The sequence below is a fragment of the Bacillus norwichensis genome (assembly GCF_014836955.1).
Lineage (GTDB): Bacteria > Bacillota > Bacilli > Bacillales > Bacillaceae_C > Siminovitchia > Siminovitchia norwichensis.
This window is the reverse complement of the sequence record NZ_JACSPV010000005.1, coordinates 139,505-162,837: the sequence shown is the minus strand read 5'-3', so window position 1 is coordinate 162,837 and position 23,333 is coordinate 139,505. Positions and strand designations below refer to the sequence as shown.

Annotated in this window: 20 protein-coding genes; 6 read left to right on the top strand and 14 right to left on the bottom strand. The window is 40.6% G+C overall.

What is annotated here, in order from left to right:
* Positions 1-33: 33 nt before the first annotated feature.
* The 5 genes from H9631_RS04765 to H9631_RS04745 form a co-directional block, all read right to left on the bottom strand.
* Positions 34-1,140 (bottom strand): Ger(x)C family spore germination protein, encoded by a 1,107-nt coding sequence (locus tag H9631_RS04765; protein WP_191810428.1) that lies wholly within the window; start codon positions 1,138-1,140, stop codon positions 34-36.
* A complete protein-coding gene (locus H9631_RS04760) occupies positions 1,137-2,234 on the bottom strand; it encodes a GerAB/ArcD/ProY family transporter (RefSeq protein WP_191810426.1) in 1,098 nt (365 codons plus the stop codon). The genes H9631_RS04765 and H9631_RS04760 overlap by 4 nt, the downstream gene beginning before the upstream one ends.
* Positions 2,231-3,595, bottom strand: a complete 1,365-nt coding sequence (locus tag H9631_RS04755; protein WP_191810424.1) for a spore germination protein — start codon at positions 3,593-3,595, stop codon at positions 2,231-2,233. Before H9631_RS04755 ends, H9631_RS04760 begins: the two co-directional genes overlap by 4 nt.
* Positions 3,596-4,168: 573 nt before the next feature.
* Positions 4,169-5,590 carry an amidase gene (locus tag H9631_RS04750; RefSeq protein ID WP_191810422.1) on the bottom strand — a complete coding sequence of 474 codons (1,422 nt, stop codon included), beginning with the start codon at positions 5,588-5,590 and terminating at the stop codon, positions 4,169-4,171.
* A complete protein-coding gene (locus H9631_RS04745) occupies positions 5,583-5,765 on the bottom strand; it encodes a hypothetical protein (protein WP_191810420.1) in 183 nt (60 codons plus the stop codon). Before H9631_RS04745 ends, H9631_RS04750 begins: the two co-directional genes overlap by 8 nt.
* Positions 5,766-5,983: 218 nt before the next feature.
* Here H9631_RS04745 and H9631_RS04740 point away from each other — a divergent pair, with 218 nt between their 5' ends.
* Complete coding sequence (locus H9631_RS04740) at positions 5,984-8,314, top strand: transporter substrate-binding protein (RefSeq protein ID WP_225220860.1); 2,331 nt, start codon at positions 5,984-5,986, stop codon at positions 8,312-8,314.
* Between the two features lie 282 nt (positions 8,315-8,596).
* Positions 8,597-9,595 (top strand): ABC transporter substrate-binding protein, encoded by a 999-nt coding sequence (locus H9631_RS04735; RefSeq protein WP_191810418.1) that lies wholly within the window; start codon positions 8,597-8,599, stop codon positions 9,593-9,595.
* 258 nt (positions 9,596-9,853) lie between these two features.
* On the opposite strand, the gene H9631_RS04730 is transcribed toward H9631_RS04735, so the two are convergent.
* From H9631_RS04730 to H9631_RS04715, 4 genes are all read right to left on the bottom strand, one after another.
* A complete protein-coding gene (locus H9631_RS04730; protein ID WP_191810417.1) occupies positions 9,854-11,107 on the bottom strand; it encodes a glycosyl hydrolase family 18 protein in 1,254 nt (417 codons plus the stop codon).
* 169 nt (positions 11,108-11,276) lie between these two features.
* Positions 11,277-11,741: an SRPBCC family protein gene (locus H9631_RS04725; RefSeq protein ID WP_191810415.1), complete on the bottom strand. Its 465-nt coding sequence runs from the start codon at positions 11,739-11,741 to the stop codon at positions 11,277-11,279.
* Between the two features lie 177 nt (positions 11,742-11,918).
* On the bottom strand, positions 11,919-13,328 hold the full coding sequence (locus H9631_RS04720; protein ID WP_191810413.1) for a LysM peptidoglycan-binding domain-containing protein: 1,410 nt from the start codon (positions 13,326-13,328) through the stop codon (positions 11,919-11,921).
* Between the two features lie 149 nt (positions 13,329-13,477).
* The gene (locus H9631_RS04715) at positions 13,478-14,566 is read right to left on the bottom strand and encodes a low temperature requirement protein A (protein WP_191810411.1); all 1,089 of its coding nucleotides are present in this window, start codon (positions 14,564-14,566) and stop codon (positions 13,478-13,480) included.
* Positions 14,567-14,930: 364 nt separating this feature from the next.
* Between H9631_RS04715 and H9631_RS04710 the strand changes: the two genes are divergently transcribed.
* The 3 genes from H9631_RS04710 to H9631_RS04700 all read left to right on the top strand — a co-directional run bounded on the left by H9631_RS04710 (position 14,931) and on the right by H9631_RS04700 (position 17,909).
* On the top strand, positions 14,931-16,022 hold the full coding sequence (locus H9631_RS04710) for an NAD(P)-dependent alcohol dehydrogenase (RefSeq protein WP_191810409.1): 1,092 nt from the start codon (positions 14,931-14,933) through the stop codon (positions 16,020-16,022).
* 202 nt (positions 16,023-16,224) lie between these two features.
* The gene (locus tag H9631_RS04705) at positions 16,225-16,917 is read left to right on the top strand and encodes a response regulator transcription factor (RefSeq protein WP_191810407.1); all 693 of its coding nucleotides are present in this window, start codon (positions 16,225-16,227) and stop codon (positions 16,915-16,917) included.
* Positions 16,914-17,909, top strand: coding sequence for a sensor histidine kinase (locus H9631_RS04700; RefSeq protein WP_191810405.1), 996 nt, complete (start codon positions 16,914-16,916; stop codon positions 17,907-17,909). The genes H9631_RS04705 and H9631_RS04700 overlap by 4 nt, the downstream gene beginning before the upstream one ends.
* Positions 17,910-18,135: 226 nt before the next feature.
* On the opposite strand, the gene H9631_RS04695 is transcribed toward H9631_RS04700, so the two are convergent.
* Entirely contained in the window at positions 18,136-19,014 is an 879-nt protein-coding gene (locus tag H9631_RS04695) for a LysR family transcriptional regulator (protein WP_191810403.1), read from the bottom strand.
* Positions 19,015-19,156: 142 nt separating this feature from the next.
* On the opposite strand from H9631_RS04695, the gene hutG reads away from it, so the two are divergent.
* Positions 19,157-20,104, top strand: coding sequence for a formimidoylglutamase (hutG, locus tag H9631_RS04690; protein ID WP_404801716.1), 948 nt, complete (start codon positions 19,157-19,159; stop codon positions 20,102-20,104).
* Positions 20,105-20,496: 392 nt separating this feature from the next.
* Here the strand turns inward: hutG and H9631_RS04685 are convergent, their stop codons facing one another.
* The 4 genes from H9631_RS04685 to H9631_RS04670 all read right to left on the bottom strand — a co-directional run bounded on the left by H9631_RS04685 (position 20,497) and on the right by H9631_RS04670 (position 23,312).
* Positions 20,497-20,838, bottom strand: coding sequence for a DUF1801 domain-containing protein (locus tag H9631_RS04685; RefSeq protein WP_191810399.1), 342 nt, complete (start codon positions 20,836-20,838; stop codon positions 20,497-20,499).
* 72 nt (positions 20,839-20,910) lie between these two features.
* Positions 20,911-21,345, bottom strand: coding sequence for a YciI family protein (locus H9631_RS04680; RefSeq protein WP_191810397.1), 435 nt, complete (start codon positions 21,343-21,345; stop codon positions 20,911-20,913).
* A 270-nt stretch (positions 21,346-21,615) separates the two neighbouring features.
* The gene (locus H9631_RS04675) at positions 21,616-22,881 is read right to left on the bottom strand and encodes an RNA polymerase sigma factor (RefSeq protein WP_191810395.1); all 1,266 of its coding nucleotides are present in this window, start codon (positions 22,879-22,881) and stop codon (positions 21,616-21,618) included.
* Positions 22,878-23,312 (bottom strand): YciI family protein, encoded by a 435-nt coding sequence (locus H9631_RS04670; protein WP_191810394.1) that lies wholly within the window; start codon positions 23,310-23,312, stop codon positions 22,878-22,880. Before H9631_RS04670 ends, H9631_RS04675 begins: the two co-directional genes overlap by 4 nt.
* Positions 23,313-23,333: the final 21 nt, after the last annotated feature.

Genomic DNA, 23,333 nt, shown 5'->3' with positions numbered 1-23,333 from the left:
TAGAGAAGGGATTTCCGCTCTAACACCGAATGTTTATTCAACAGTTCCAGTACTTCTAATTTTTGCATCGACGGATACATCAAAAGTCAGATTTGGATAAATCCCCTGCCATTCCTCATATCTTTTTCCGTTTTGGATCCTCGTTGCTTTATAGCGAAGGCCAAAGCCTAGCGGATCCAAGTCCTCTTTCTGGAGGAATCTCAATACCTTTAAGACTTCCTGTTTTGTTTTTTTTGCTGTCATTTTGCTATAGGTATCTAATTCACTCGGGTTCATATCAAAGGTTGATTCTTCAATAATACCCGCAATGACAATCTTCATTTTCAGAACAGGCTTCTTTTGAGGTGCAGTAATAATCTTATACTTGACTCTTGCTGAATCCACTGACATGGTAAAATTCTCACCCTTTTTTTTCACTTCTATGTCTAATTTATTAATACGACTCGCCATCAAACTGAAAAATTTTGTCTGCATTGGATTAAGCTTCACTGGCTCATGACGAGGTGAGAAAACATAGGAATGATTGACAATCAGAGTCGAATGGTCTTTATTGGTTCTGATAATTGGAATAATAGGTTCGATCCCATTTTCCACCATTTTCCTTCTTGCATCAAAAAGAAAAGTGGAGGTGATATAGGCGCTTTCAACCCCATTGCCTGAAAAAAGGTTAGTGAGGACAGTTGAGCCTGCCATTTCCGATTCTGGTTTGACCCTCAACACTTCCTCGGCGGAAGGCTCTCCGACTGCAACCCATGAGATCATCTGAATATCTCTTCTTCTTATGAAAAAGTCCAATGTCTCCTTGAAATCCTTTTCCAAAATTTTTTTATCGAAAATCAGAGCTCTTGTATGTCCAAAATCAAGTTCTTTATCCACTTGTGTTTTCAAAAAGCGAATGGCACCAGCAAGGGTTGAATCTTCCTTCGTCAAATACGTATACTTAACCCCTGCTTCTTTTAACGACCCGGAAGGGACAGCCAGTTTTAAAGTGACTTTGTATGGTTTTTTCTCGTTGCCGGAATAATCAACCCCTATGGCCTGTACGAAAATACGTTTATCGATATCTTTGAAACCACAGCTTGATAATAAAAAACAAGTGATACATACTGCCGCCAATATTAAAAAACGGTTTCGTTTCATGATTTAACCCTCCTGTTGATATACCAAAAACAGAAAAAGAAAAGAAGGATGAGGGGTGGGCCTATATTGTAAAAGTACCCGGAATATAAAAGAAGGGTGTGTTCTGAAAGAGAATTGATTACAATCAACGTAATAGTCCAAAAAACGATTAGGTACAAATAGGAAGTTAAATTCATTTTTTTTAACTTGAATTTTTTAAACCAGATCATATTCTTGCATGCCTCAATGGCTATATGCCAATGAATCAGGAGATTCAAAAAAGAAATGGCCAAAAATAATGGCAGAAAAATATATAGAAGACGTTCAATGATCCCGAATTTTAACCAAAGTGTATCGCTAGTTGAGATAGCAGGATAAACCAAATGGTTAATATGGTCAAATCCGTTCAAGCCAATTGGAGCAAAGTACAAGGTTCCCAACACCCCCGTCCCAATCACGCCAATCAAGGAGATTTGCTTCCAAGTTACGCGGGTTTTTTTGTGTGTAAACGCGCGATTGAAAATGATCATGTTGGAGATGCCGACAAATGCGAAAGTGGCTGCTGAAAAAGAGCTGTAATTGGGAAGGTGATTGAAATGCATGATGGCTTCCCGAACAAAATCCCATTCGAATTGTTTGCTTGAAAAGGCTTTATATATGATCAAAGCAACAAGAGGAAATGATAATAACAGCACATTCTCTACTGTATATAAGACACTCTCTGTATTCATCAGCACACCAAAAGAGACGACGATTAAAAAGCTGATGGCAATCCAGGTGATTGACATCTCCGGGGTTAAAAAGCGTTTAAGCATGAATGAGTAGGTGACCAATGTAATGAGACCAGCTGAAAACCATACACAGGCAATCAACAAATTAAATGGCCAATACATCCAGGAAGGAGCATATTCCTTCAGCAATGAAGGGAAGTCCTTTCCCGGATATTTACTGAAAAAATTGCCGGTTATATATAAAAGGATTAAACCAAAAATGAGAGATAGAAGCATGGAAACAATCGCGCCATCCGTTCTATGATCTAAGAGGACTTTCGGAACTGCGGAAATCATGTTTGCGATCATGTTGACAAATAGTAAACAATACATAAAGCGATTCATGTTCCGCTCCCCTTAATCTCTTTTTTCCGTCCTTTAAAGTAAAATTTTAAATAAGGCTCCCCAAAGCTCCTTTTGTTCGTCAAATACATAATAAATCCAATAAAGCTTAACATTAGGCCAGCCATTCCCGAGATAGTTGTGAAGAATAGGATGACATACCTGAATACCCTAATGGCTAAGCTCATTTCATTAATGGGAATGACAAAGGTTGATATAGCCACTGCAGAAATAATGATGATCATGACATTGGAGGTTAGAGCAGCCTCCGTAGCCGCTGTACCAAGAATAAGACCGCCTACAGTGGTAGCTGTTGCACTAATGGCTTTGGGCAGTCGTATACTGGCTTCTGTCAGAAGCTCCATCACAAATAACATAAACAGGACTTCAACATAGGAAGGATAAGGTACCCCGACTCGGCTTCCTGCAATTGAAAGCGCCAGTTCTGACCGGAAAACATCAGGATTATAAGAGATGACAGCAACATATAATCCTGGCAGAACTAGGCAGTTGAAAAGACCGATGTATCTAAGTATGACAGCAAAACGGGACACCCAGTAAGTATGATAGCTGTCTTCAATGGAAGTCATGAAATCAAAAAAAACGGCTGGAGCAAGAATGGCATTTGAATCTCCATCCAGAAGCAGAATGACTTTTCCACCCGCAATATTGTAGACGATGCGATCTGTCCTTTCTGTCATCATCATGCTTGGGAATAAACAAAACCTTTCATTGTTGATCAGATACAGCAGCTCCGAAGTGGATTGAATAATGTCTCTGTCAAGAGAGTCGATCCTTTTTTTCACTTCCTCCAGTACATTTTGATGTACATCGTCCTGATCATAAATCAGTGCAAGTGACTGGTTTGTCTTTTTCCCAATCGTGAGCATTTCGATAGTAAGAGAAGGCTGATGGTAGCGCTGCCTGATCAAATTCAGATTTGTCATAATAGCCTCACTCATAGCATATTGCGGCCCTTGAATCGTAGGCTCAATATTACTTTCGAGGACATTATCATTATTGACCAAAGTAAAATCAAACAGGAATAAGGAGTCGTTAATATGAATCAAGACACTGCCTTTTGTAATCTCCAGTAAAATGTGCTCCCTTGATTCAATCTCAATCTGATTTGGCAAAGATGACAAATAAGCTTCTACTTCTCCAAGTGAAGGCAGTTCAAAAAATGGCTTGATGAGGCTATCATGCAGCCTTTGCCCGTCTGCGACTGTTTTAATATATAAAAGCATCATCCTCTTATTGTTGATTTCAAGCGGCTTATGTACAAAATCAAAGGATTTGATCTCATTCTTCAACCATTCAATCGTTTCGGATGGAGTGTAAATGATGGGTATTTTCTTACGCATAGGTGTCATCTCCAAACGTAGGTGTGTACTTGCACATTGGTTATGAAATAATGTGTGAAAAAAGTAAAAAGTCATATAGGGATCATAAATTATGTGAAATCCTAAAATCGGTCACTAATGACACGATGCACGTTTAATCAGAATTCATGCTGGTTTTTAGCATGTCACGAATGAAGATGGAATATGCAGGATGTACGGTTACCTTAGGGGTGGAATGTTTCAACAGGGAGGGTGGATAGAATTTGTTTCATCGTTTTATTGTAAAAATGTGCTTGGAAGGATGAAGAGACTGTCGAAAAAAACAGCGGAAAGGGACGGTCATTGTACATTCTACCTTAGTCAACCGAGGACAAAAGCTTAATGAAAATGTGGAAGCGGGGCTTTTCTTTTATCGTAGAAGTTGGTACGTTATTAATGTTTTAAGTGGAAATCAGGGATGCCAGTGTAAATAGTACCCGTTTTTAATGTAAATAAAAGATGTCCTTCTAGTAGTACTCGCTTTTAGTGGAAACAGTAAAGGACGGGCATGAAGCCCGTCCTAATGTCCGATTATCTTGCTGAACGATGCAGCGCTTATTTTACTGGGCTGGCAATTTTGGCTTTTCTTCCTTTTAACGGGTTGGTTTGTTCAAAGGCGTAGCCTGCGTTCAGAACAGTACTTTCACTGAATGCTGGGCCGATGATTTGTAATCCGACAGGCATTTCATCTTTCAATCCGCACGGAAGGGTCATGGCAGGAAGTCCCGCGAGGTTGCATGGTCCCATAAAGCGGATAAAGTTATCAATGAGATCGACTTGCTTTCCGTTCAGGTTAGCGAAGTCGCTTCCGATATCAGGCGGCATGACAGGCAGTGTCGGCGCCATTAGTACATCCACTTTTTCGAAAGCTTTGCGGAAGTCCTGCTTCAATTGGCGGCGAAGCTGCTGTGCCTGCAAGTAGTCGACAGACGAGAAGAGTTCTCCAAGCTCAAAGAGCAGGCGGATATCGTCGCCGAAATCGTCAGGTCGCTTTTGCAAATCTCGATGGTGGATTGCCGAAGCTTCTGATAGGGAAGTAACCAGCTCTGCATATTCGGAATATTGCAGGGCAGGGATTTCAACCTTCTCTACTTTTGCTCCTTGTTTTTCAAGTGTTTTGATTGCTTGTCGAACCAAGCTTTCAACGCCTGCGTCTACGTTTTTAAAATAATACTCTTCGTTGATACCGATGACGAGATCTTTTACATCTCCGGTCAATTTGGAGGAGTACTTCTCCGTTGGAGCATTCGCGGAAGTCGGGTCATTCGGATCGTAGCCCGCGATAACTTCCAACAAGCCAGCTGCATCTCTGACAGTCTTGGTCATTGGACCAATGTGATCTAGCGACCAAGCAAGGGGATAGCACCCGTATTTACTGACTCGGCCAAATGTTGGTTTGAGACCGACGATTCCGCAAGACGATGATGGAATACGGATGGAACCCGCTGTGTCTGTTCCAAGCGTAGCAACGGTCATGTCAGCTGCAATACCTGCACCGGAACCGCCGCTTGATCCACCTGGAATTTTTTCAAGATTCCATGGGTTTCTGACAGGGCCGAAATGCGGGCTGTTATTTGTGATTCCCCATGCATATTCGTGCATGTTCAATTTTCCGGTAAAAACAATGCCGGCTTCTCTCATTTTAGAAATAACAGTAGCATCATAATCGGAAACAAATTCTCCATGGATTTTGGAACTCATGGTTGTCACTTCATCTTTAAAATAAAAGTTATCTTTTATTGCCATTGGAATACCATGATACATTCCTTTATAATTGCCTGATGCGATCTCTTTGTCTGCCTGTTCCGCTTCTTTTTCCGCCTTATCACGCCTAAAGCTGACATAGGCATTGATTGTTTCGTTGAGGGCTTCGGCATGGTCAAGTACTGCTTTTGTCAATTCAAGTGATGACACTTCTCTCTTTTCAATGAGCGGCGCCAACTTTTCTACTGATTTAGTTACGAGCTCTTTACTCAATGTGGTCACCTCCGGGAGTGTTGCGAAGACTTATGTCTGCTTCATCAAGATTCGCATTGTTAATGTTCTTCTTCAAATCCTGAATAGCATCCCAGCGTGTCTGAAGCAGGGGAAGATGCCCTTCTTTAACAGTAATCCCCTTATCCTCCAATTTTTCCTGAATCGATAACTTCAACCTGAATCCTCTCCTTTTTTAATTAAGTAGAAACGGATTGAAACTTATGTTTGAAGCAGTGCTGCCTCGGCCTCCCTTCATATTAAAAATATTGCAAATTTCATGCCAAAGAAAAAAGACGGCTGGAAAGGGATTTTGCTTTTTCCCTTGTCCCAAAAATGGACATGTTAATTGAATTATTAGAAATTTAGATATACTATAGAAGGTGATCATATAGTATGTCCGATATTGAGACGGTTTTCCTAAAATGGGACATAGGGGGAGAAGATGATTTGCAAATTAAAGTTGGACTTCTTTTTTCTTTGACAGGAATCACGTCAATCACGGAAAAAGGGCAGTATGAGGCTGCCAGTTTTGCTATCAGCGAGTTCAATAAGCGTCATGCGGAAATCGAAACCATCATCCGAGATATAGGTTCAGATCCAATGGTGAGTGCCAAAGAAGCAGAAGCGCTTGCCCAGGACGGAGTCAGGATTTTTATTGGCTGTTACACTTCAGCTTGTCGGAAAGCCGTTTTGCCTATCATGGAAAAGTATAATTGTCTCCTAGTGTATCCAACCCTTTACGAGGGACAGGAAGATCACCCCCATGTTTTTTACACTGGAGAAGTCCCTAATCAACAAGTCCATATATTGATTGATTATTTCATGAGTCATTATGGAAAGCGTATTTACCTGGTTGGAAATGACTACATTTACCCACGGGAAACAAATGAGCAGGTAAAGATCTATGCAAATGAGAAGAATGGAGAAGTGGTCGGAGAAAAGTATGTGCCCTTTGGCAATCAGGAATTCTATGAGGTGATTCAGGATATCATCTTAAAAAAGCCGGATGTTATTTTTTCAACCTTGGTAGGAAAAAGTGTGCCGGCGTTTTATCGCCAATATGCTCATATGCGTCTGTCCCCGGAGTCTATTCCCATTTTTAGCCCAATTACGAAAGAAACGGAAATCGAAGCAATGGGAGCGGAATTCGGATCAGGACACTACAGTTCAGCTAGCTATTTTCAATCATTATCCAATCCTCTTAATCTATCCTTCATTCAACAGTTTCATCGTTTTTCTGGAAAAAAAATGCCCGTTTCGTCTGTCATGTATAACACTTATTTGGGAACAAAAATTGTTATTGATTCAATAGTGAAAACAAAAGCACTGGACCGAAGGGAAATTATTCGGAGCATAGGAGGAAAAAGGATGGATACGGCATGCGGGACACTGCGTGTAGATGCTAGAGGCAGACATCTTTCGAGACCAGTGAAAATAGGAAAAGCACAGCCCAATGGCCAGTTTGACATAGTTTGGGACTCAGATAAAAATATAAAGCCAGAACCTTTTAAAATCAGTACAAAGAAAGCGAGCCGTTTAAATGAAATTGTCCTTGAAGCATGGGGACAGATCAGTGAGGAAGCGATCATTGCTTTTTCTGAAAAAGGAACGATTCAATATTTGAGCCGAAAGGCCTCCGAACTGACAGGGCTTGAAAAAGGAAACAAACTAACAAGGAAAATGATCGGGCAGCTATACGACTCCTTTCAAGTTATTTCCCATGAGGCCAAACGGAAGCATCTGTTATTACTAAAGCCGCGAATAGGCAAGAGTACAGTTCCCATTATGACGTTTGGTCGGGTGAGAACAAGAAACGAGCAGTATCAGCTTGAATTGGAGACTGCCCGAATTGCTGCGCAGTCTACCGCGAATGTACTGATTTTAGGGGAGACCGGGACTGGGAAAGAAATGGTGGCTAAATCTATTCATGAAATGAGCGACCGGAGCAGTGGGCCTCTTGTTTCGGTCAACACTGGCCTTATACCTGAGAGTCTCATTGCAAGTGAATTGTTTGGATATATGGAAGGTACGTTTACGGGGGCTAGAAAGGGAGGTGCCATTGGAAAATTTGAAGCTGCCCACAGTGGAACGCTTTTCTTAGATGAAATTGGCGATATGCCAACGGAATTGCAGGTTATTTTGCTGCGGGCCCTTGAAACAAAAACGATTGTCCGTCTCGGTGATACGAAGGAGAGGAAAGTAGATATTCGGATTATTGCTGCAACAAACCGGAAGCTGGAAGAGGAGATTGCTTACGGACACACATTTCGCTCAGATCTGTTTTATCGCTTGAATGTGTTGTCCGTAACAATTCCGCCATTGCGGGAACGACCTGAGGATATTGAATTGCTTGTCATGGAGCTTCTTCAGGAATTGGAAAATTCATATGGAGACGGTGTGAAGCGGGTAAGTGCTGAAGTTATACAGCTCCTTGTGGAATACCCTTGGCCGGGAAATATTCGGGAGTTGAGGAACGTCATGGAACGGGCTTATCTGCTCGTGCGCGGGAAAGACCAGGAAATCAAAGTAGAACATTTGCCCGGGAATTTGCGAGGTTATTTTTCGAGAAAGGCGGGGCCACAACTTTCTTTGAAAGAGGCTGAGAGAGAAATGATTGCGAAGGCGCTCCGCGAAACGAAAAATGTACTGGAAGCAGCCCGGAAGCTAGGGATTGCAAGAAGCACTCTCTATCGAAAAATAAAAGAATTTGGAATCAGTGTCTAAGAGAGCAAGATTGACAGCGCATACACACTGGTTTATAATTTTTCTGAAAATATTAACTTCATAAGTCTCCCACTTCTGTAAGTGGTGAGATGAAAGTGTATTAATATTCTATTCAGTAGGGGTTCAAACACCGACTGAATAAAGTTAAATCCTCCGGTAGATGCCATAGATTTTCAGCGGGAATTTATCGAGCGGAATTCGATAAATTCTGGGCGCAAATACGCCAAGGTGCACTCGATCTTTAGAAAAAAGGGAATTTTATTAGAATTGGGGGTTAGTAGGATGAGGTTTAAAAAGAGTCTCCTTTCCTTAGTCGGAGCCATTTTCATTTTAGGAGCTTGTAGCAGCAATTCTTCTGCGCCTGAAACAGAGCTGGCCGATTCAGACGGAAAGGAAAGCAAGGAGACATATGCGATTGGTGTCACACAATTAATGGAACATCCGGCGTTAAACCAGGCGACTGAAGGATTCAAAAAGGCGATTGAGGAGGCTGGGCTTGATGTTGAATATGACATGCAAAATGCCCAAGGGGATAACAGTGCGAATGATACAATAGCCTCCAACTTTGTCGGCCAGAACGTGGATCTTATTTTTGCGAACTCAACACCAAGTGCTCAAGCTGCATTGAGTAAAACAACGGAAATTCCAATTGTTTTTACATCAGTTGTCGACCCAGTTGGAGCAGAATTGATCGACTCTATGGAACATCCCGGCGGCAATGTAACCGGGACAAGCCATCATCATCCAGAGTCCATTCCAAAAGCACTGGAATATTTGAAAAACGAACTCAAAGCGAAAAAAGTCGGTACGATTTACAATGCTGGGGAGCAAAATTCGCGCGCTCAAATCGATAAAATAAAAAAACAGATGGAAGAGTATGGATTGGAATTGGAGGAAGCGACGGTCTCCACAAGTGCGGATGTTAAGCAGGCGACGGAATCAATTGCGGATAAGGTAGATGCTATTTATTGTATTACGGATAATACTGTAGTTTCAGCTTTTGAGTCAATTGCCGATGTTGCAACTACACAGAAAGTGCCATTATTGGCAGCGGATCTTGATTCGGTTCCAAGGGGGGCTTTTGCTGCGTTTGGAGTGGATTTCTTTGAAGTTGGCCATGGAGCAGGTGAAATGGCTGTGAAAATTTTAAATGGGGAAGCCAAGCCCAGTGAGATTCCTGCCGAGCCGCCTAAAACTTTGAAGTTTATGGTTAACAAGGAAGTGGCGGATGCCATCGAAGTGGAAATCAAGCCAGAATGGGAAGCGGAAGTTTATGAATAAAGAAAGTGTTTAGCGGTTGAAAAAATGTGAAAACGCGTGGATCAGACGGATAAATGAGTGACAGGATTGGCACTAGCATTTCTTTTCCTTTGAATTCAGGAATCGGCAAGATACCTCGGATAAAATGTATGAAAAGATCTCCTTTAGAGAAAATCTCTCTGAAAGGAGATCTTTTTGTGTAGAACTTTTATGTTTCCAAGGTGAAGGAATCAAAATGACTGAGAGTGTACCCATAAACATTAAATAAAGCCGCGCCTTTTATCTTCTTTTTCTAAAAAACTCTCGGACTAAAAATGCGGACTGCGGAAAGTGCAGGCCTAGTTGCCAGGCTCCAACTCCTCGTAGCTGATAATCGACGGCCAATTGAAATTTTACCGCTCGTGCCCGGATATCTTCAAACCAGACAATGTGTCTCCTGCCATCTTCATCCCAGTAAGTGTAGTGAGGCTGTTGATCTTCAGTGGAGTATTCGATTGATACCTGGTATCTCATCGCGGTCGCATAAGCATTTGCTACGGAAAAGGCTCTGGCACTAACAACAGACCCATTGTTCATTGTCCAATTATATCCGTAGCGAGGGACGCCCAGTACAATTTTATCCCTCCTCATCTTTGTCAGGGCATAATCAAGTGTTTTTCTCACTTCAGTAATGGGAGCAACTGGTCCGGGGTCACTTCCGGCCTCATGCCAGTCGTACGCCATGATAAAAACAAAGTCGACAGCTGCTCCGATTCCCCCATAATCAAACCCTTTCAGCCATGGGATGTCGTCAGAACTCTTTGCGGGAACGGCGACCGAAACAGTGAGCCCCTCAGGTCTCAGACGATCCCTAAGGGCAGCCAAGAATCCGCTGTATAAATCCCGGTCACTTTCTAGGGTTTGCTCAAAATCTATATTGACCCCGGCGTAATTTTTACTTTTAACTAGATTATAAATATTATCGATTACTCGCTGACGTAGTGAAGGGTTATTTAATATTCTGTTAGTTAATTGCGGACTAAAGCCACTCTCTGTCAGGTTAGTAATGACAACGATTGGAATCGCACCATTCTCTCTAATAAGCGAAATGACCTGCTGATCATCCAGCGCACTTAAACTACCATCTTCTAAAATATGGTATTCAAACACACCAAAATTCGAAGTGATTGGAGCAAAGGTTTGCACATTTAGCCGGTTTTGCTCAGGGGTGGAAGGAGTCAAATAACTAAGGCCTTGCTTTGGATGCTTTTCCCTCGGTGGAAAATAAAGCTCCATCCCGACGGTCAACTCATCAGATTGAAGCCCGTTATATAAGCGAATTGTCTCTTCTGGAATAAAGGCAATCTGAGAAATGGAATAGAGAGAATCGCCAGGCTGCACAATATATACATTCGATGGAACCAATAAATCCTGACCGGGAACAAGCTGGTCCGTTCTCAAACCGTTAGTGATGCGAAGGCTGTCCATCGAAATTCGATACTTGGCCGCGATTGAAAACAATGAATCCCCCAATTTCACAACATAAATAAACATATGGCACACCCCGTTTCATCATTAGCGGATGGTCTTTTATTGATATATATGTGGGCATGTTTTCTCTTATGTATGGGGATAGAAAGGGAGAGGGGATTTTGGTTAAATGTTTTTTGTTTTTTTGGACAGGCTAGCTTTTTAAAGTCTCCCACTTCTGTAAGCTAGTCGCTTACTCAAATGCTTGTATATATTTCTTATACCACTTCTTCCATTCTTCAGAACGATCAAAGGCTCTGCCATCCATTAATGCACTAATTACGTCGAGACATACATGCCATCCAGCAAGGTCCTTTGGTGTATGATCTGTAATTTTGCTGATTGTTTCGATAAGAACCAGGCGGCACCCATTTGTTTCTGGTTGCAATTCAAAACGGATGCTGTCTTCCCACCAAGCAAATTCCAGCAAAGAAGCATCTTGAAAAGCTGTGATCTCCAGCTTCTCAAGGCTGTTATTCCCCATATCAAATTGCATGAAGCCACCTTTGCGAAGTTCCCCCATTCGCAGTTCGGGAAACCATTGGGAGAGCTTTTCGTTTTCCGTAATCCAGGCCCATACATCTTCAGCGGGATGATGCCAATAACGTTCAAAGCGGGCTCTGCCGCCATTTCCTAATTTTTCAATAGACGCTAACATTGTCAGCCCTCCACTAAGGGGTCAGACCCCCATCACATTAAAGTAGTAACGAATTAACGCAGTGGGGGTCAGACCCCTTATTACTCAAGTTTAAATTTGACAAAATCATACGTGATTGAAAAGCTTAAGTCAAAATATCGGCTTAAATGAAAAAAAGCTGGACTCTCTTTCGTCCAGCTACATTTTTCTAACAATGAAATTATCCTCCAATAAAAGCCAATTCTGTGGAAAAGGATAGCCCAGTACCCAATAGCTCACGCCACGCAAGCCGAATTCTTTTACCAAATCAAACTTGGCCTGGGCACTGCGGGCATCCTCGAACCATACTTCATGGCGGCGCCCCTGTTCGTCTGTATATCGGAAAAACGGGGATTGCGCTCTCTCATCGTATTGAATGGTGGCACCATATTTCAATGCCCGGCGGAGAGCTTCTTGCATATCAAAGGTTTCGGCTTCCTGTCCTTGAACGTGGGGAATGATCCAGTCACGCGCGTACAATTGGAAGCCCATCAAAATTTTATTACGAGGAATGACAGTGACAGCATAATCGAGAACACGCCTCATCTGATTAAGTGGTGAGATGGCTTGCGGAGGACCGAGGCGGTACCCCCATTCGTAGGTCATTAACACAACAAAATCGGCTATTCTTCCATGGGCCTCATATTCATGAGCTTCATACAGAAGCCCTTGTTGCTCACTGCTCGTTTTAGGTGCAAGTGCTGTGGATAAAAAGTAACCGAGCGGATGCAGGCGGTCAGCTGCCCGCTGTAAAAATTGGTTGTAGGCTTCGCGATCTGTTTGCCTGACATTCTCAAAATCGATGTTCAATATGCGGTAATCTTTTTCGTCCATGATATTGATTGCGTTGGTTAATAAACGCTCTTGAAGTTCAGGGTTTGATAGGATTGTATGAGCCAAGCTGGTGCCTGGGTTTGTGGAAGAAAAATTAGTGATGGACATCATAGGGACAACATGGGTTTCTTGAGCTGCTTTAATAATTGGGCCATCATCGATGGATTCGAGGCTTCCATCTTCTTTCATGATATAGGCGAAAGGAGTTATATACGTAAGATGCCGACCCACTTCCCTGACTTCTTTGGCACCAGTTTCCCCTCGGCTGATGGTATAGGCATTTACATCAATGACCGGCTTTGGAAACGGAATCGTGAGCACGGTGCCTATAGGAATGACATTCGGATTTTGAATCTGATTCAATCTTACAATTTCCTGCACTGTTGTTCCGTAGCGTTGAGCAATCTGCCAAAGGGTTTCGCCGGCTTGTACCGTGTGAACACGGGCGGGAATGACTAAGGCGGTACCGAGCTCAAGCATATTAGGATTTGCCAATTGATTCAGCCGTATAATCGCATCTAGTGAAACACCATATCTTTGGGCGATCTGCCATAGAGTTTCTCCACTTCGAACGATATGCTGCTGGGCGGCAATCGGAATAACAAGAGCCTGACCAATGATGAGCCGGTTCGGGTCAGGCAATTCATTCGAAGCTGCAATTTGTGAAACATTGCTACCGTATCGGCGGGCAATCTCCGCTAAAGTCTCTCCGCTGCGGACAACATGAATAATCATAGACATCCTCTCCTAAACACGTCATATGACTTAGTGTATGCGTGGAAAGCGGTGGCAAGAATAAAATCCGAAGTAAGAAAAAGAAAGGGGTCAAGAAAGGGGTCAGACCCCCACTGCTTTAACGCATTAACGTATCGGGGGTCAGACCCCTAAGTTGTGATTTTAGCATAGATCATAAAGAAGATGGCCAATTCCCCCGCAATTATGATGTTAGGTACGGTAAATGCTAAATTGACAAGAAAAAAAGCTGCTAAAATTCCCAAAAATAAGCTTAGGTGATAAATTTTTAATCTTTGATGCTCGTATCGGTATAGGTGAAAGACAAGTGATGTGGATGAAAAGTAGAGTAATGAAGCACCGAATATAAAAAGCAATATAAACATGTAGTTTATTTCTGCTAAATATAATAACCTTATGGAGGCTGCAATCATGCTTAAGGACATTAATATGAATAAATGACCGTATATAATCATTTGCCCCGCAGTTTCTTTTGTTTTGTCCACTTTTTTCTCTAGATTATCAAAGTACTGCCACCACATCGATATAATGAGAATAAACGAGACTAAGGAAAACATAATCGAATGCCAATCATCCTGCCTTGGCTGAATGACAGAAAGTGTACTAACTAGAGTTTCACCAAATAGAATAATGGTGAATAGGCCAAATCGCTCTAATAGGTGCCCCGTGTTTGTAGGTACCTTTACTAAATGTTTACGTCCAATGAGTGGAAAAGAAATATCTGCAAAAATGCCCAAATATAAAATTACATATCTAATCCAGGAATCAAAAAACACAGAACATATTGAAATAAAAATCCCGATCAAAAAGTATTTTCCGAAAAATAAAGCTGCTTTCTTTCGATCCCCTGTTTCTGTACGCTGTGCTACAAAATATTGTATTGAGATTAGTGCTCGTAAGCCAATATAGCCCAACAAAAATGGCTTATAATAGGAATCGAAATCCACCGATAAACTGGAAATCATGACAAGTGCGAAAAACATTTGCAATATTAAAAATATCCGTTGATGAAATAAGTCCTGTCCAAATCGATTGGTAAACATAGTTTGGCCTACCCAAGCCCACCAAATAGGAATAAAAATCAGTACAAACTTTAATAAATACTCTGAAGGGATATCCCCCTCTTCCACGTGGAGCAAAACGTGTGTTACAGTAGCAATGGCAGCTACAATTAACAAATCATAAAATAGTTCTAACCAAGTCACTTTTTTTTCTTCCATTTAATCCCCACCCTTCATTTATGTTGGGCACCAACTAAATGATTCATATCGCTACATTTAAGATACCCTTTTTCAGCAGCTTCTAATATTGTGTTCAACCGTTTATTATGTAGCTTCAAACTCAATTCTTGGATTAAAATAGTCACTACCTCTAATAACTTAATCATGTTTTTTCTGAGTTTAAGGTGAATCAGCATTGACGTCAAGCAGGGATGAACAAATTCCTTTGGTTGTGCTTATTAAAGTTTGAATACACTACGACTCATTTGGATACCATGAACTTGAATCTATTATTTCGAAGGATTAAAATATAGATAGACTTATCTCGGAATAGAGATAAAATCGACTTATTCAGGAGGTAACTATGAAAATTCAAGCAGCTGTTACCCATAGTCAGGGAGAAGAATTCAAATTTGAAGATGTAGAGCTAATTGAGCCAAAGGTCAATGAAGTATTAATCAAAATCGTGGCTTCTGGAGTCTGTCATACAGATGCTGTTGCTCGTGATATGGCAATCGCACCGTATCCAATCGTATTAGGACATGAGGGGTCTGGAATTGTTGAAAAAGTAGGAGAAGGGGTTAAAAGGATCGAACCGGGAGATCATGTTGTTTTATCGTTTGCCTCTTGTGGACATTGTGAAAACTGTTTAACGGGACATCCGACTGTTTGTACCGAATTCAATGAATTAAACTTTGGCGGTAAAATGGAAGATGATACGCACCGTTTACATCAGCATAATCAAGAACTTTCTACCTTCTTCGGTCAATCTTCATTTGCAACATATGCAGTTGCCAATGAAAGAAATGTAGTAAAGGTGGACAAAGATGTTGATCTAGCCTTGTTAGGTCCTTTAGGATGTGGGATTCAAACAGGCAGTGGCACCGTGTTAAATAAACTAAAACCGGAATTCGGAACTTCAATTGTTGTATATGGCACTGGTGCAGTAGGTTTAAGTGCAATAATGGCGGCAAAAATAACGGACTGTAAAAACATTATTGCGGTAGATATCCATGACAATCGTTTAGAGCTGGCGAAAGAACTGGGAGCAACACATACAATTAACAGTAAAAACGAGGATGTTGTAGAAAAAATTAAAGATATCACAGATGGAGGTTCTCATTATGGACTTGATACAACAGGTGTACCTGTTGTAGTTCGCCAAGCTCTTAGAGCCCTTCGCCCTCTTGGTCAACTTGCAATTGTTGGAGTAACACCTGAGATGAGCATCAATGTTCACGAAGAAATTATGGCAGAAGGGAAAACAATGGTTGGAGTCATTGAAGGAGATGCAGTTCCTCAATTATTCATTCCGCAGCTAGTCGAATATTATAAAAAAGGAAAGTTCCCATTCGATAAATTAGTGACATTCTATGATTTCACTGAAATCAACCAGGCATTCGAAGATTCTAAAAATGGTCTGGCCATTAAGCCAATTGTAAAAATCTCTGAATAAAGGCTTGCTTCTTAGGTGAATTTTCTATATTTCTTCCAGGGTTGTTCAGAAAGTCAGTGTTTAATGACTTGCTGGACAGCCCTTGCTACCGTTCCCATTGGTAAATTTCGTAAATCAGAGTATGATATAAGCGAGTTCTGAATGGATATATTTATCACTTATATTTAAAAAAAATGGATGATAAAGAGACAGGGGGGAGTAGATGTATACAGTATTAATCGTTGAAGATGAAAAGACTATCGCTGATACATTAAGAAGCCATCTTGAAAAATACGGCTATCAATGTCACATCGTACTCGATTTTGAAAGGGTACTCGATATGTTCCAGGAGATAGAACCACATCTTGTCATCATGGACATCAATCTGCCTGCTTTTGATGGGTATTATTGGTCACGTAAAATAAGACAGGTATCGAATTGTCCCATTATGATTCTCTCTGCTCGTGTAAGTGAGTTAGATCAAGTGTATGGAATTGAGAACGGGGCAGATGACTTCATTACAAAGCCTTTTGTAATGGACGTTGTGTTGGCAAAAATAAATGGGCAAATTCGCCGAGTTTATGGGGAGTATGCACAAGAATCACAAAAGCGTATGCTAAAAAGGGGAAATACAGTTTTAAACCTGGATGCTGTCCGGTTATCTACACCTGACGAGGAAGAACTTTTAACAGTAAAAGAACTAATGCTATGTTCAATGCTATTTGAAGCATTCCCTAATGTTATATCAAGGCAGCAGTTACTTTCTGCTATCTGGGATGAGGAAATGTTTGTTGAGGAAAATACCTTGACAGTTAATATTAAAAGACTGCGTAAGAAATTAGAAGAGATTCATTCTTCATTAGAAATAGCAACAATCCGGGGGATTGGCTACCAGTTAAGGGAGAAAGATATATGAAGTTGTTTCTAAGGGACCAATTGAGTTTTATTATCCTTTATTTCATCACGTTCATTAGTTTGCCGATCATTATTCATCGACTAGATGGCATCGAGAACCACTATCCTTATTTCATATTTTTATCTTTGACCTTGCTTACCATACTACTTTTCTTTCGCTATGTTCGTCGAAAAAAAATGTATACAAATATGACTAGAAAGAAATTGAACCATGGTGATTTTCTAATTCACCAACCGGCTGCTTCCATTGAAAAAACATATGCTGCCCAATTGCAAGGAATTCAGTCTTTCCTTCTGTCAAAAGAACATGAATACAAGGATTCCCTCCAAGAACAACAAATAATGATTTCTCAAGCTGTTCATCAAATGAAAACACCTCTTTCTGTCATTCATTTATTAATCCAGTCGAATCAATCGAAAGAACCAAGTTTATTTTTAGAATGGCAAAAAGTCAAAGCGGAATGTGACAAATTGAACTTTTCTTTAAATCAGCTATTAACATATAGCCGTTCTACTAAATTATTAGCCGATCTAAAAATTGAACCAATCTCATTAAAAAGCATTGTGCAGGAAGTGATTAATGATTTAAAGGAGTACTTCATTGAGAAAGAAGTCTATCCTAGAAGTACAATCGAAGAAAATATATTGATTTTTTCAGACCGAAAATGGCTAAAGGTTGTTATTTATCAGTTATTAAGTAATGCTGTCAAATATGGTGAGAGTGGACCTTCCGTTCTAATTCAATATGAAGATAGACAGTTATGTATCCGAAACAGGGGAAAACCAATACCTGAAAATGAAATAAATCGTGTGTTTGAACTGTTTTACACAGGTACACAAGGGCGGAAGAAGGGAGAAGCGACTGGTATCGGGCTTTACTTAGTCAATAAAATTCTGTCTACCCTAAACCATCCATACAAGTTAACCTCCACAAATAATAACACGACATTTACGATTGATTTTTCAGGAAGTGTTGTAACGGCTGCTGAATGAGGCAGCCGTTTTTGGATAGGAACATTTTGTTATAGTGGAGGGCTGTTGCCTTACTGTTACCATTGATTGTGTGAAAGCAGAAGAAAATTGTTAATCAGCTTAAAAAGGTCTGAAATTGGCGTGGCACTGATTCTCAGACCTTTAAAGTTTACATTCATGAGTAAGTATAATCAGAGCCAGTATGCGATTTGTTCCATCTTTCATTCAATTAGACCAGCCTGATTTTTCAATAGAATTCCTTTATCAATGTAATCATCCTCAGGACCAACGGGGATAAGTATCTTTTCTTATCATATGCTAGATAAACAGTCCTAGTGCTGTTGGCATCACGAATTTCCTTTGTATGAAAAGTCCCCTTTTTTGAATATTTTATATAGTTTTCCGGCACTACGGTGATTCCTAATTCATTTTCTACTAAACTGACAGCTGTTTCTAATCTTTCTATCTCAAACTGAATATTAGGCTGTATGCTGGCTTGACGAAAAACGTTTAAAACATCTTCTCGGGTTCGAAACCCTTCTTTGGAGATGATGAAAGGTTCATCCTTTAAGTCATATATCTCTATGTCGCTTTTTTCACTTAAAGAATGGGCTGGAGGCAGTATGGCGACAAATCTCTCTTCATATATTGGGGTCGTTTGTATATCTTTGCTATTGATATATTGATTGGTTACGGCAAGATGAATATCAAAGTTATTCAATGCCTTTATGACATCTTTTAGGCTTAAAACTTCTAGTAAACTTATATGAGCATCTTCGAATTCTGCTTTGAATTGCTTTATTACTTTTGGAACCCAAAATATTGAGGACTCAATAACCCCAATGGCCAGTTCTGGAGGCCCATACGTTTTAATCCGCTTCATTTCATCTGATACATGTTCATAGTGTGTCATTAATTTCTTTGCTTCCTCATATAGGATTTCTCCCTCCCTCGTGAGTTTCAAGCCTCTTGTACTTCGATCAATTAAAATTAGGCCAAGTTCATTTTCAAGTTTTTTTAAAGCTGTACTTAGCGAAGGTTGAGATATATGTAATAGTGACGCTGCATTGGTAAAGGTAGATTGTTCAGCAATTGTGACAAAATACCTTAGTAATCTTAAGTCCAATTTCCACCCTCCATTTATAGTTATTAATTATAGAAATATAGAAAACAGGTAATAGTAATTATATCCTATAGGAATTATAATTTTATATAAAGTTCCTTGTTTTAATTTTGACAAAAAGCAAATGTGTACCGAGGTGATTTCTATCTATACGTTACCAGATGAAAATAATTGGAACGGGAGAATCGATGATACTGAAAATCCATTAAGCTTTCGATTCCACCAGGTTGTTAGACCCAAATCAATAAAAGAATTGTCAGCGTTTACCGATAAAAAAACGTTCGGTATTATCGGCTTTAAATGTGATGAAGGAGTAAGGAGGAATGGAGGAAGGATTGGGGCGGCTGCAGCTCCAGACGAGATCAGAAAGCAATTGTCCAAGCTGCCTTATCACATGGAAGCTGAAATAGTAGATGCAGGAGACGTTGTTTGTGAAGATAAAGAATTAGAGAAGGCACAAAGTGAACTCGGCCATTATCTTAACAAATTATTTGCTCATTCCTATATTCCGATCATTATAGGGGGAGGGCATGAAACTCTTTATGGGCATTATTTAGGAGTAAGGCAGTTTATTGGGGCCAACAAATCACTGGGAATCATTAATATTGATGCTCACTTTGATTTAAGAACTGACGATACTCCCTCATCGGGAACTATGTTCAGGCAAATTCTTTCAGAAGACGAGAACGCCGGTTATTTATGTTTAGGAATACAAAAATTCGGTAACACAAAACAATTGTTTGCCGAGGCATCTAAGTATAATTGCAAATATGTCAGCGAGGAAGAGATTACACAATATGATCGTACGTTTCAAGCGATTGATGAATTTTCAGGTCAATACGACTATGTAATTGCAACTTTATGTACTGACTCAATTTCTTCGTCCGTGGCACCTGGAGTTAGTGCACCATCGCCAGTTGGACTTGATCCACGGGTAGTAAGAACAATACTTCGATATATTATTGAAAAAGATAACACGCTGAGTTTTGATTTATCAGAGGTGAACCCTTTATTTGATATAGATGATCAAACAAGCAAATTAGGTGCTTATCTTTTAGCCGAAGTTATGGAAAGCTTTGATAAGAAAAGCTGAAAAATTAATTCTGAATAGTTTGAAATTTTTTGATCGGATGCAAAAGCAAAGGATAACCCTTTTTGAATTGGGAGGAAATATAAAATGAGTAGATATCGGAGGAGCATTTTTTGAGGGAAGGTGGGGAGAAGAGGTTATTCTAAAAAATATCGCTTTTTGTCATATGCTGTTATCTTCAGAAATTTAAGAGAGTGGGAGGGAGTGGCTAAACTAAGGAAAATGAGAGATAGAAAAGGAGTGAATGGAACGAATAAAGGGATGTCATTTTTCTAATTAGCAGTATTGTTTTTGCTAAGGTATTTGAAGCCTCATTCAATCATGTTCTTGTGAGATGGCAGAAGTAAAAAAGGGTGCAGCAAGGAGTTGCATCCTTTTTTACTTTTGATTTACTGTTAAAGCGTCGCTGAAGCTTGACGCACAAGGGAGACAAGCTGTTCAAATTCAAACGTATCTCCTTTCTGAAGCTTCATGGTCTTTCTTTCAGGAGGCCCAGCAAATATTTCTCCTGGAAGATCTAATAAGGAGGGATTAAAAATGGTAAAGCTGACTGCTGCTTTTGATGTTGAGATAACAGCTGCGTACTTTCCGTTTTTTAAAAAGTGCGGTTTTTTGTATTGAATGCGTTCGTGTACGTCTGGTATGGCTTCGTGAACAACCTTCCTTAGACTAGCGGCAAGCTCTTCTTGCCAGGGTTCTTTTAATGTAGCAATAAAATCAGTAACTTCTTGGTTCATTTAATACACGTCCTTTATATAGAGATAAAAAATTTTCTCGGATGAAACAAATCAACTTTTCGCAAATGGACATTACCAATTTTTCAACATATTAAGCTGATCCTGTAATGACCATTCAATTTCTTTTATTCTAGGATCCTGTATAGGCTCAGATTTTTCCTGCAGTTTTCGCATTTCTATTTCGTATTGGCCACCCAGCTTTGGAACAGGCATTCTTAGCGCACAGTTTAGCGCTTCCTCCTCTGTGCTTACATGAATCAAAAGATACTCCATGATAAGGCCCTGATTTATTGGAAACGGCCCAGCCAGCACCTGAGGTTTTTCCTCTTTTTTTGAATATGTTATTCTTAACCCGGTTGAACTTGGCAGCAGCTTTTCATCAGCCAGAAGTGCCCCTTTTTTTGCGAGTGACTCCTTATACGAAGTGAATGCCTCACGGAAATCTTTATTATCGGTTAGTCCTGCCTCCGAGTACTCTGTTGCTTTGATGATCAATAAAAATCGCACTGTTTTCCCTCCTCGTTTTAAGCTTGGAAGAAATGAAGAGCGGACTGGATTGCTCAACTATTCCTTTACTAAGACGACGAATATGTAACGAGATAATCGACAAAGGTATGAAAAAGTTCTATATAAGTTGAATTAACGTTCCCCCTGTAACTTGTTGCATATACTGAGATCCAGTTCCGTAATCAAAAGATTTTCGTACAGACTATATAGAAAGTGAATTTGGAAATGCTGTTATACAGGCTTAAAATTCATCCGGAATAAACCGCAAATTTATATAGAAGTCCCTTTCTCACATTCCTTTGCGCGATTTTGTAGAAGAGTCCTTTCACGTTCATTTTGGGTTAGGGATGCAGCGCGTTCAAATTCTGCCTGAGCTTCGTCGAGCCGTCCGAGCTTCATTAAGATATCCCCGCGAACACTTGGCAGGAGGTGATATTTTTTTAAGGATGGATCAGTATTCAACTCATCAACAATCTGGAGACCTATCTCTGGGCCGAAAGCCATGGAGATAGCAACCGCACGATTTAATTCTACGATTGGAGAGGGCATTACAATCGAAAGGGCCTCGTAAAGCGCAGCAATTCGGGGCCAATCTGTTTCCTCCGGAGTTGTTGCTTGAACATGGCAAGCCGAGATGGCTGCCTGCAATGAATATGGACCAAGTGACCGACCTAGTTTCTTGCTGCGCTCCAGTGCCGCTAAACCACGGCGAATCAATAATTGATCCCATTGTGCCCGATTTTGATCCAATAGAAGAATAGGTTCTCCTTTTGAATTAACTCGAGTGTTAAACCTCGAAAATTGAATTTCCATTAATGCCACTAATCCATGAACTTCTGGTTCATTAATTGCGATCTCAGCAAGGATACGTCCCAGTCTCAGCGCCTCTTGGCATAATAAAGGACGGATCCAGTGGTCACCGGAAGTTGCTGAATATCCTTCATTAAACATAAGGTAGATCACTTCAAGTACGGTTGACAGACGCTCATGAAGTTCTTCCCTCATAGGCATCTCAAAAGGAACCTTTTTTACTTTCAGGGTTTTCTTAGCGCGGACAATTCTCTGAGCGATGGTTGATTCCGCGACGAGGAATGACCGTGCAATCTCTTCCGTTGTAAGTCCACATAAAAGACGCAGTGTCAAAGCTACTCTGGCATCCTGTGACAATACCGGATGACAGGTCATAAAAATCAGACGAAGGAGATCGTCGCCAATCTCCTCATCAAGAATATGATCTATGTCGTCTTCAGTATACAAATCCTTATTTCTAGCAAATTCTACATACTTTTGATCGCGTATTTTCGTTCTTCGCATTAGATCAATCGCACGTCGTTTTGCCGTTGTCATCAGCCATGCGCCAGGGTTGTTTGGGATTCCAGCGTGAGGCCATTTTTCTAGGGCAATCACCAAGGCATCTTGGGCTAAATCTTCTGCAAGACTAACATCCCGAACCATTCTAGTTAACTTTGCAATAAGTTTTGGTGACTCAATCTGCCATATTGCTTCTATCGTCCGTTGCGTTTGGGGCAAACTCACGCTTTCTTTTGCTCCCCTACATGCTTGCGAAGTGCTGTTTCTTTTTCAAGTAATTTAGGATTATCTGTCAAGTCCACTGCCTCAAATACCTGTCTAAGTTCAATTTCTCCTTGCCCAAATCCATGGGGATCTGGCATCCGTAATGCCCATTCGAGAGCTTCTTCCCTGGATTTCACTTCAATCAAGGTATATCCCGCAATTAATTCTTTTGACTCAGTAAACGGACCGTCCACAATGTTCGGTTTACCTCCCGGTTCCGGATAAGAAATCCTTATCCCACTTGAACTAGGATGAAGTCCATCTCCAGCTAATAAAACACCTGCTTTCACTAGTTCTTCGTTATACTTCTGCATTGCTTCAAAAAGCTCTGGACTAGGCATTTTTCCTTCCTCTGAATCTGTAGTTGCCTTTACAATCATCATAAATCTCATCAGTCATAACCTCCTGGTTTT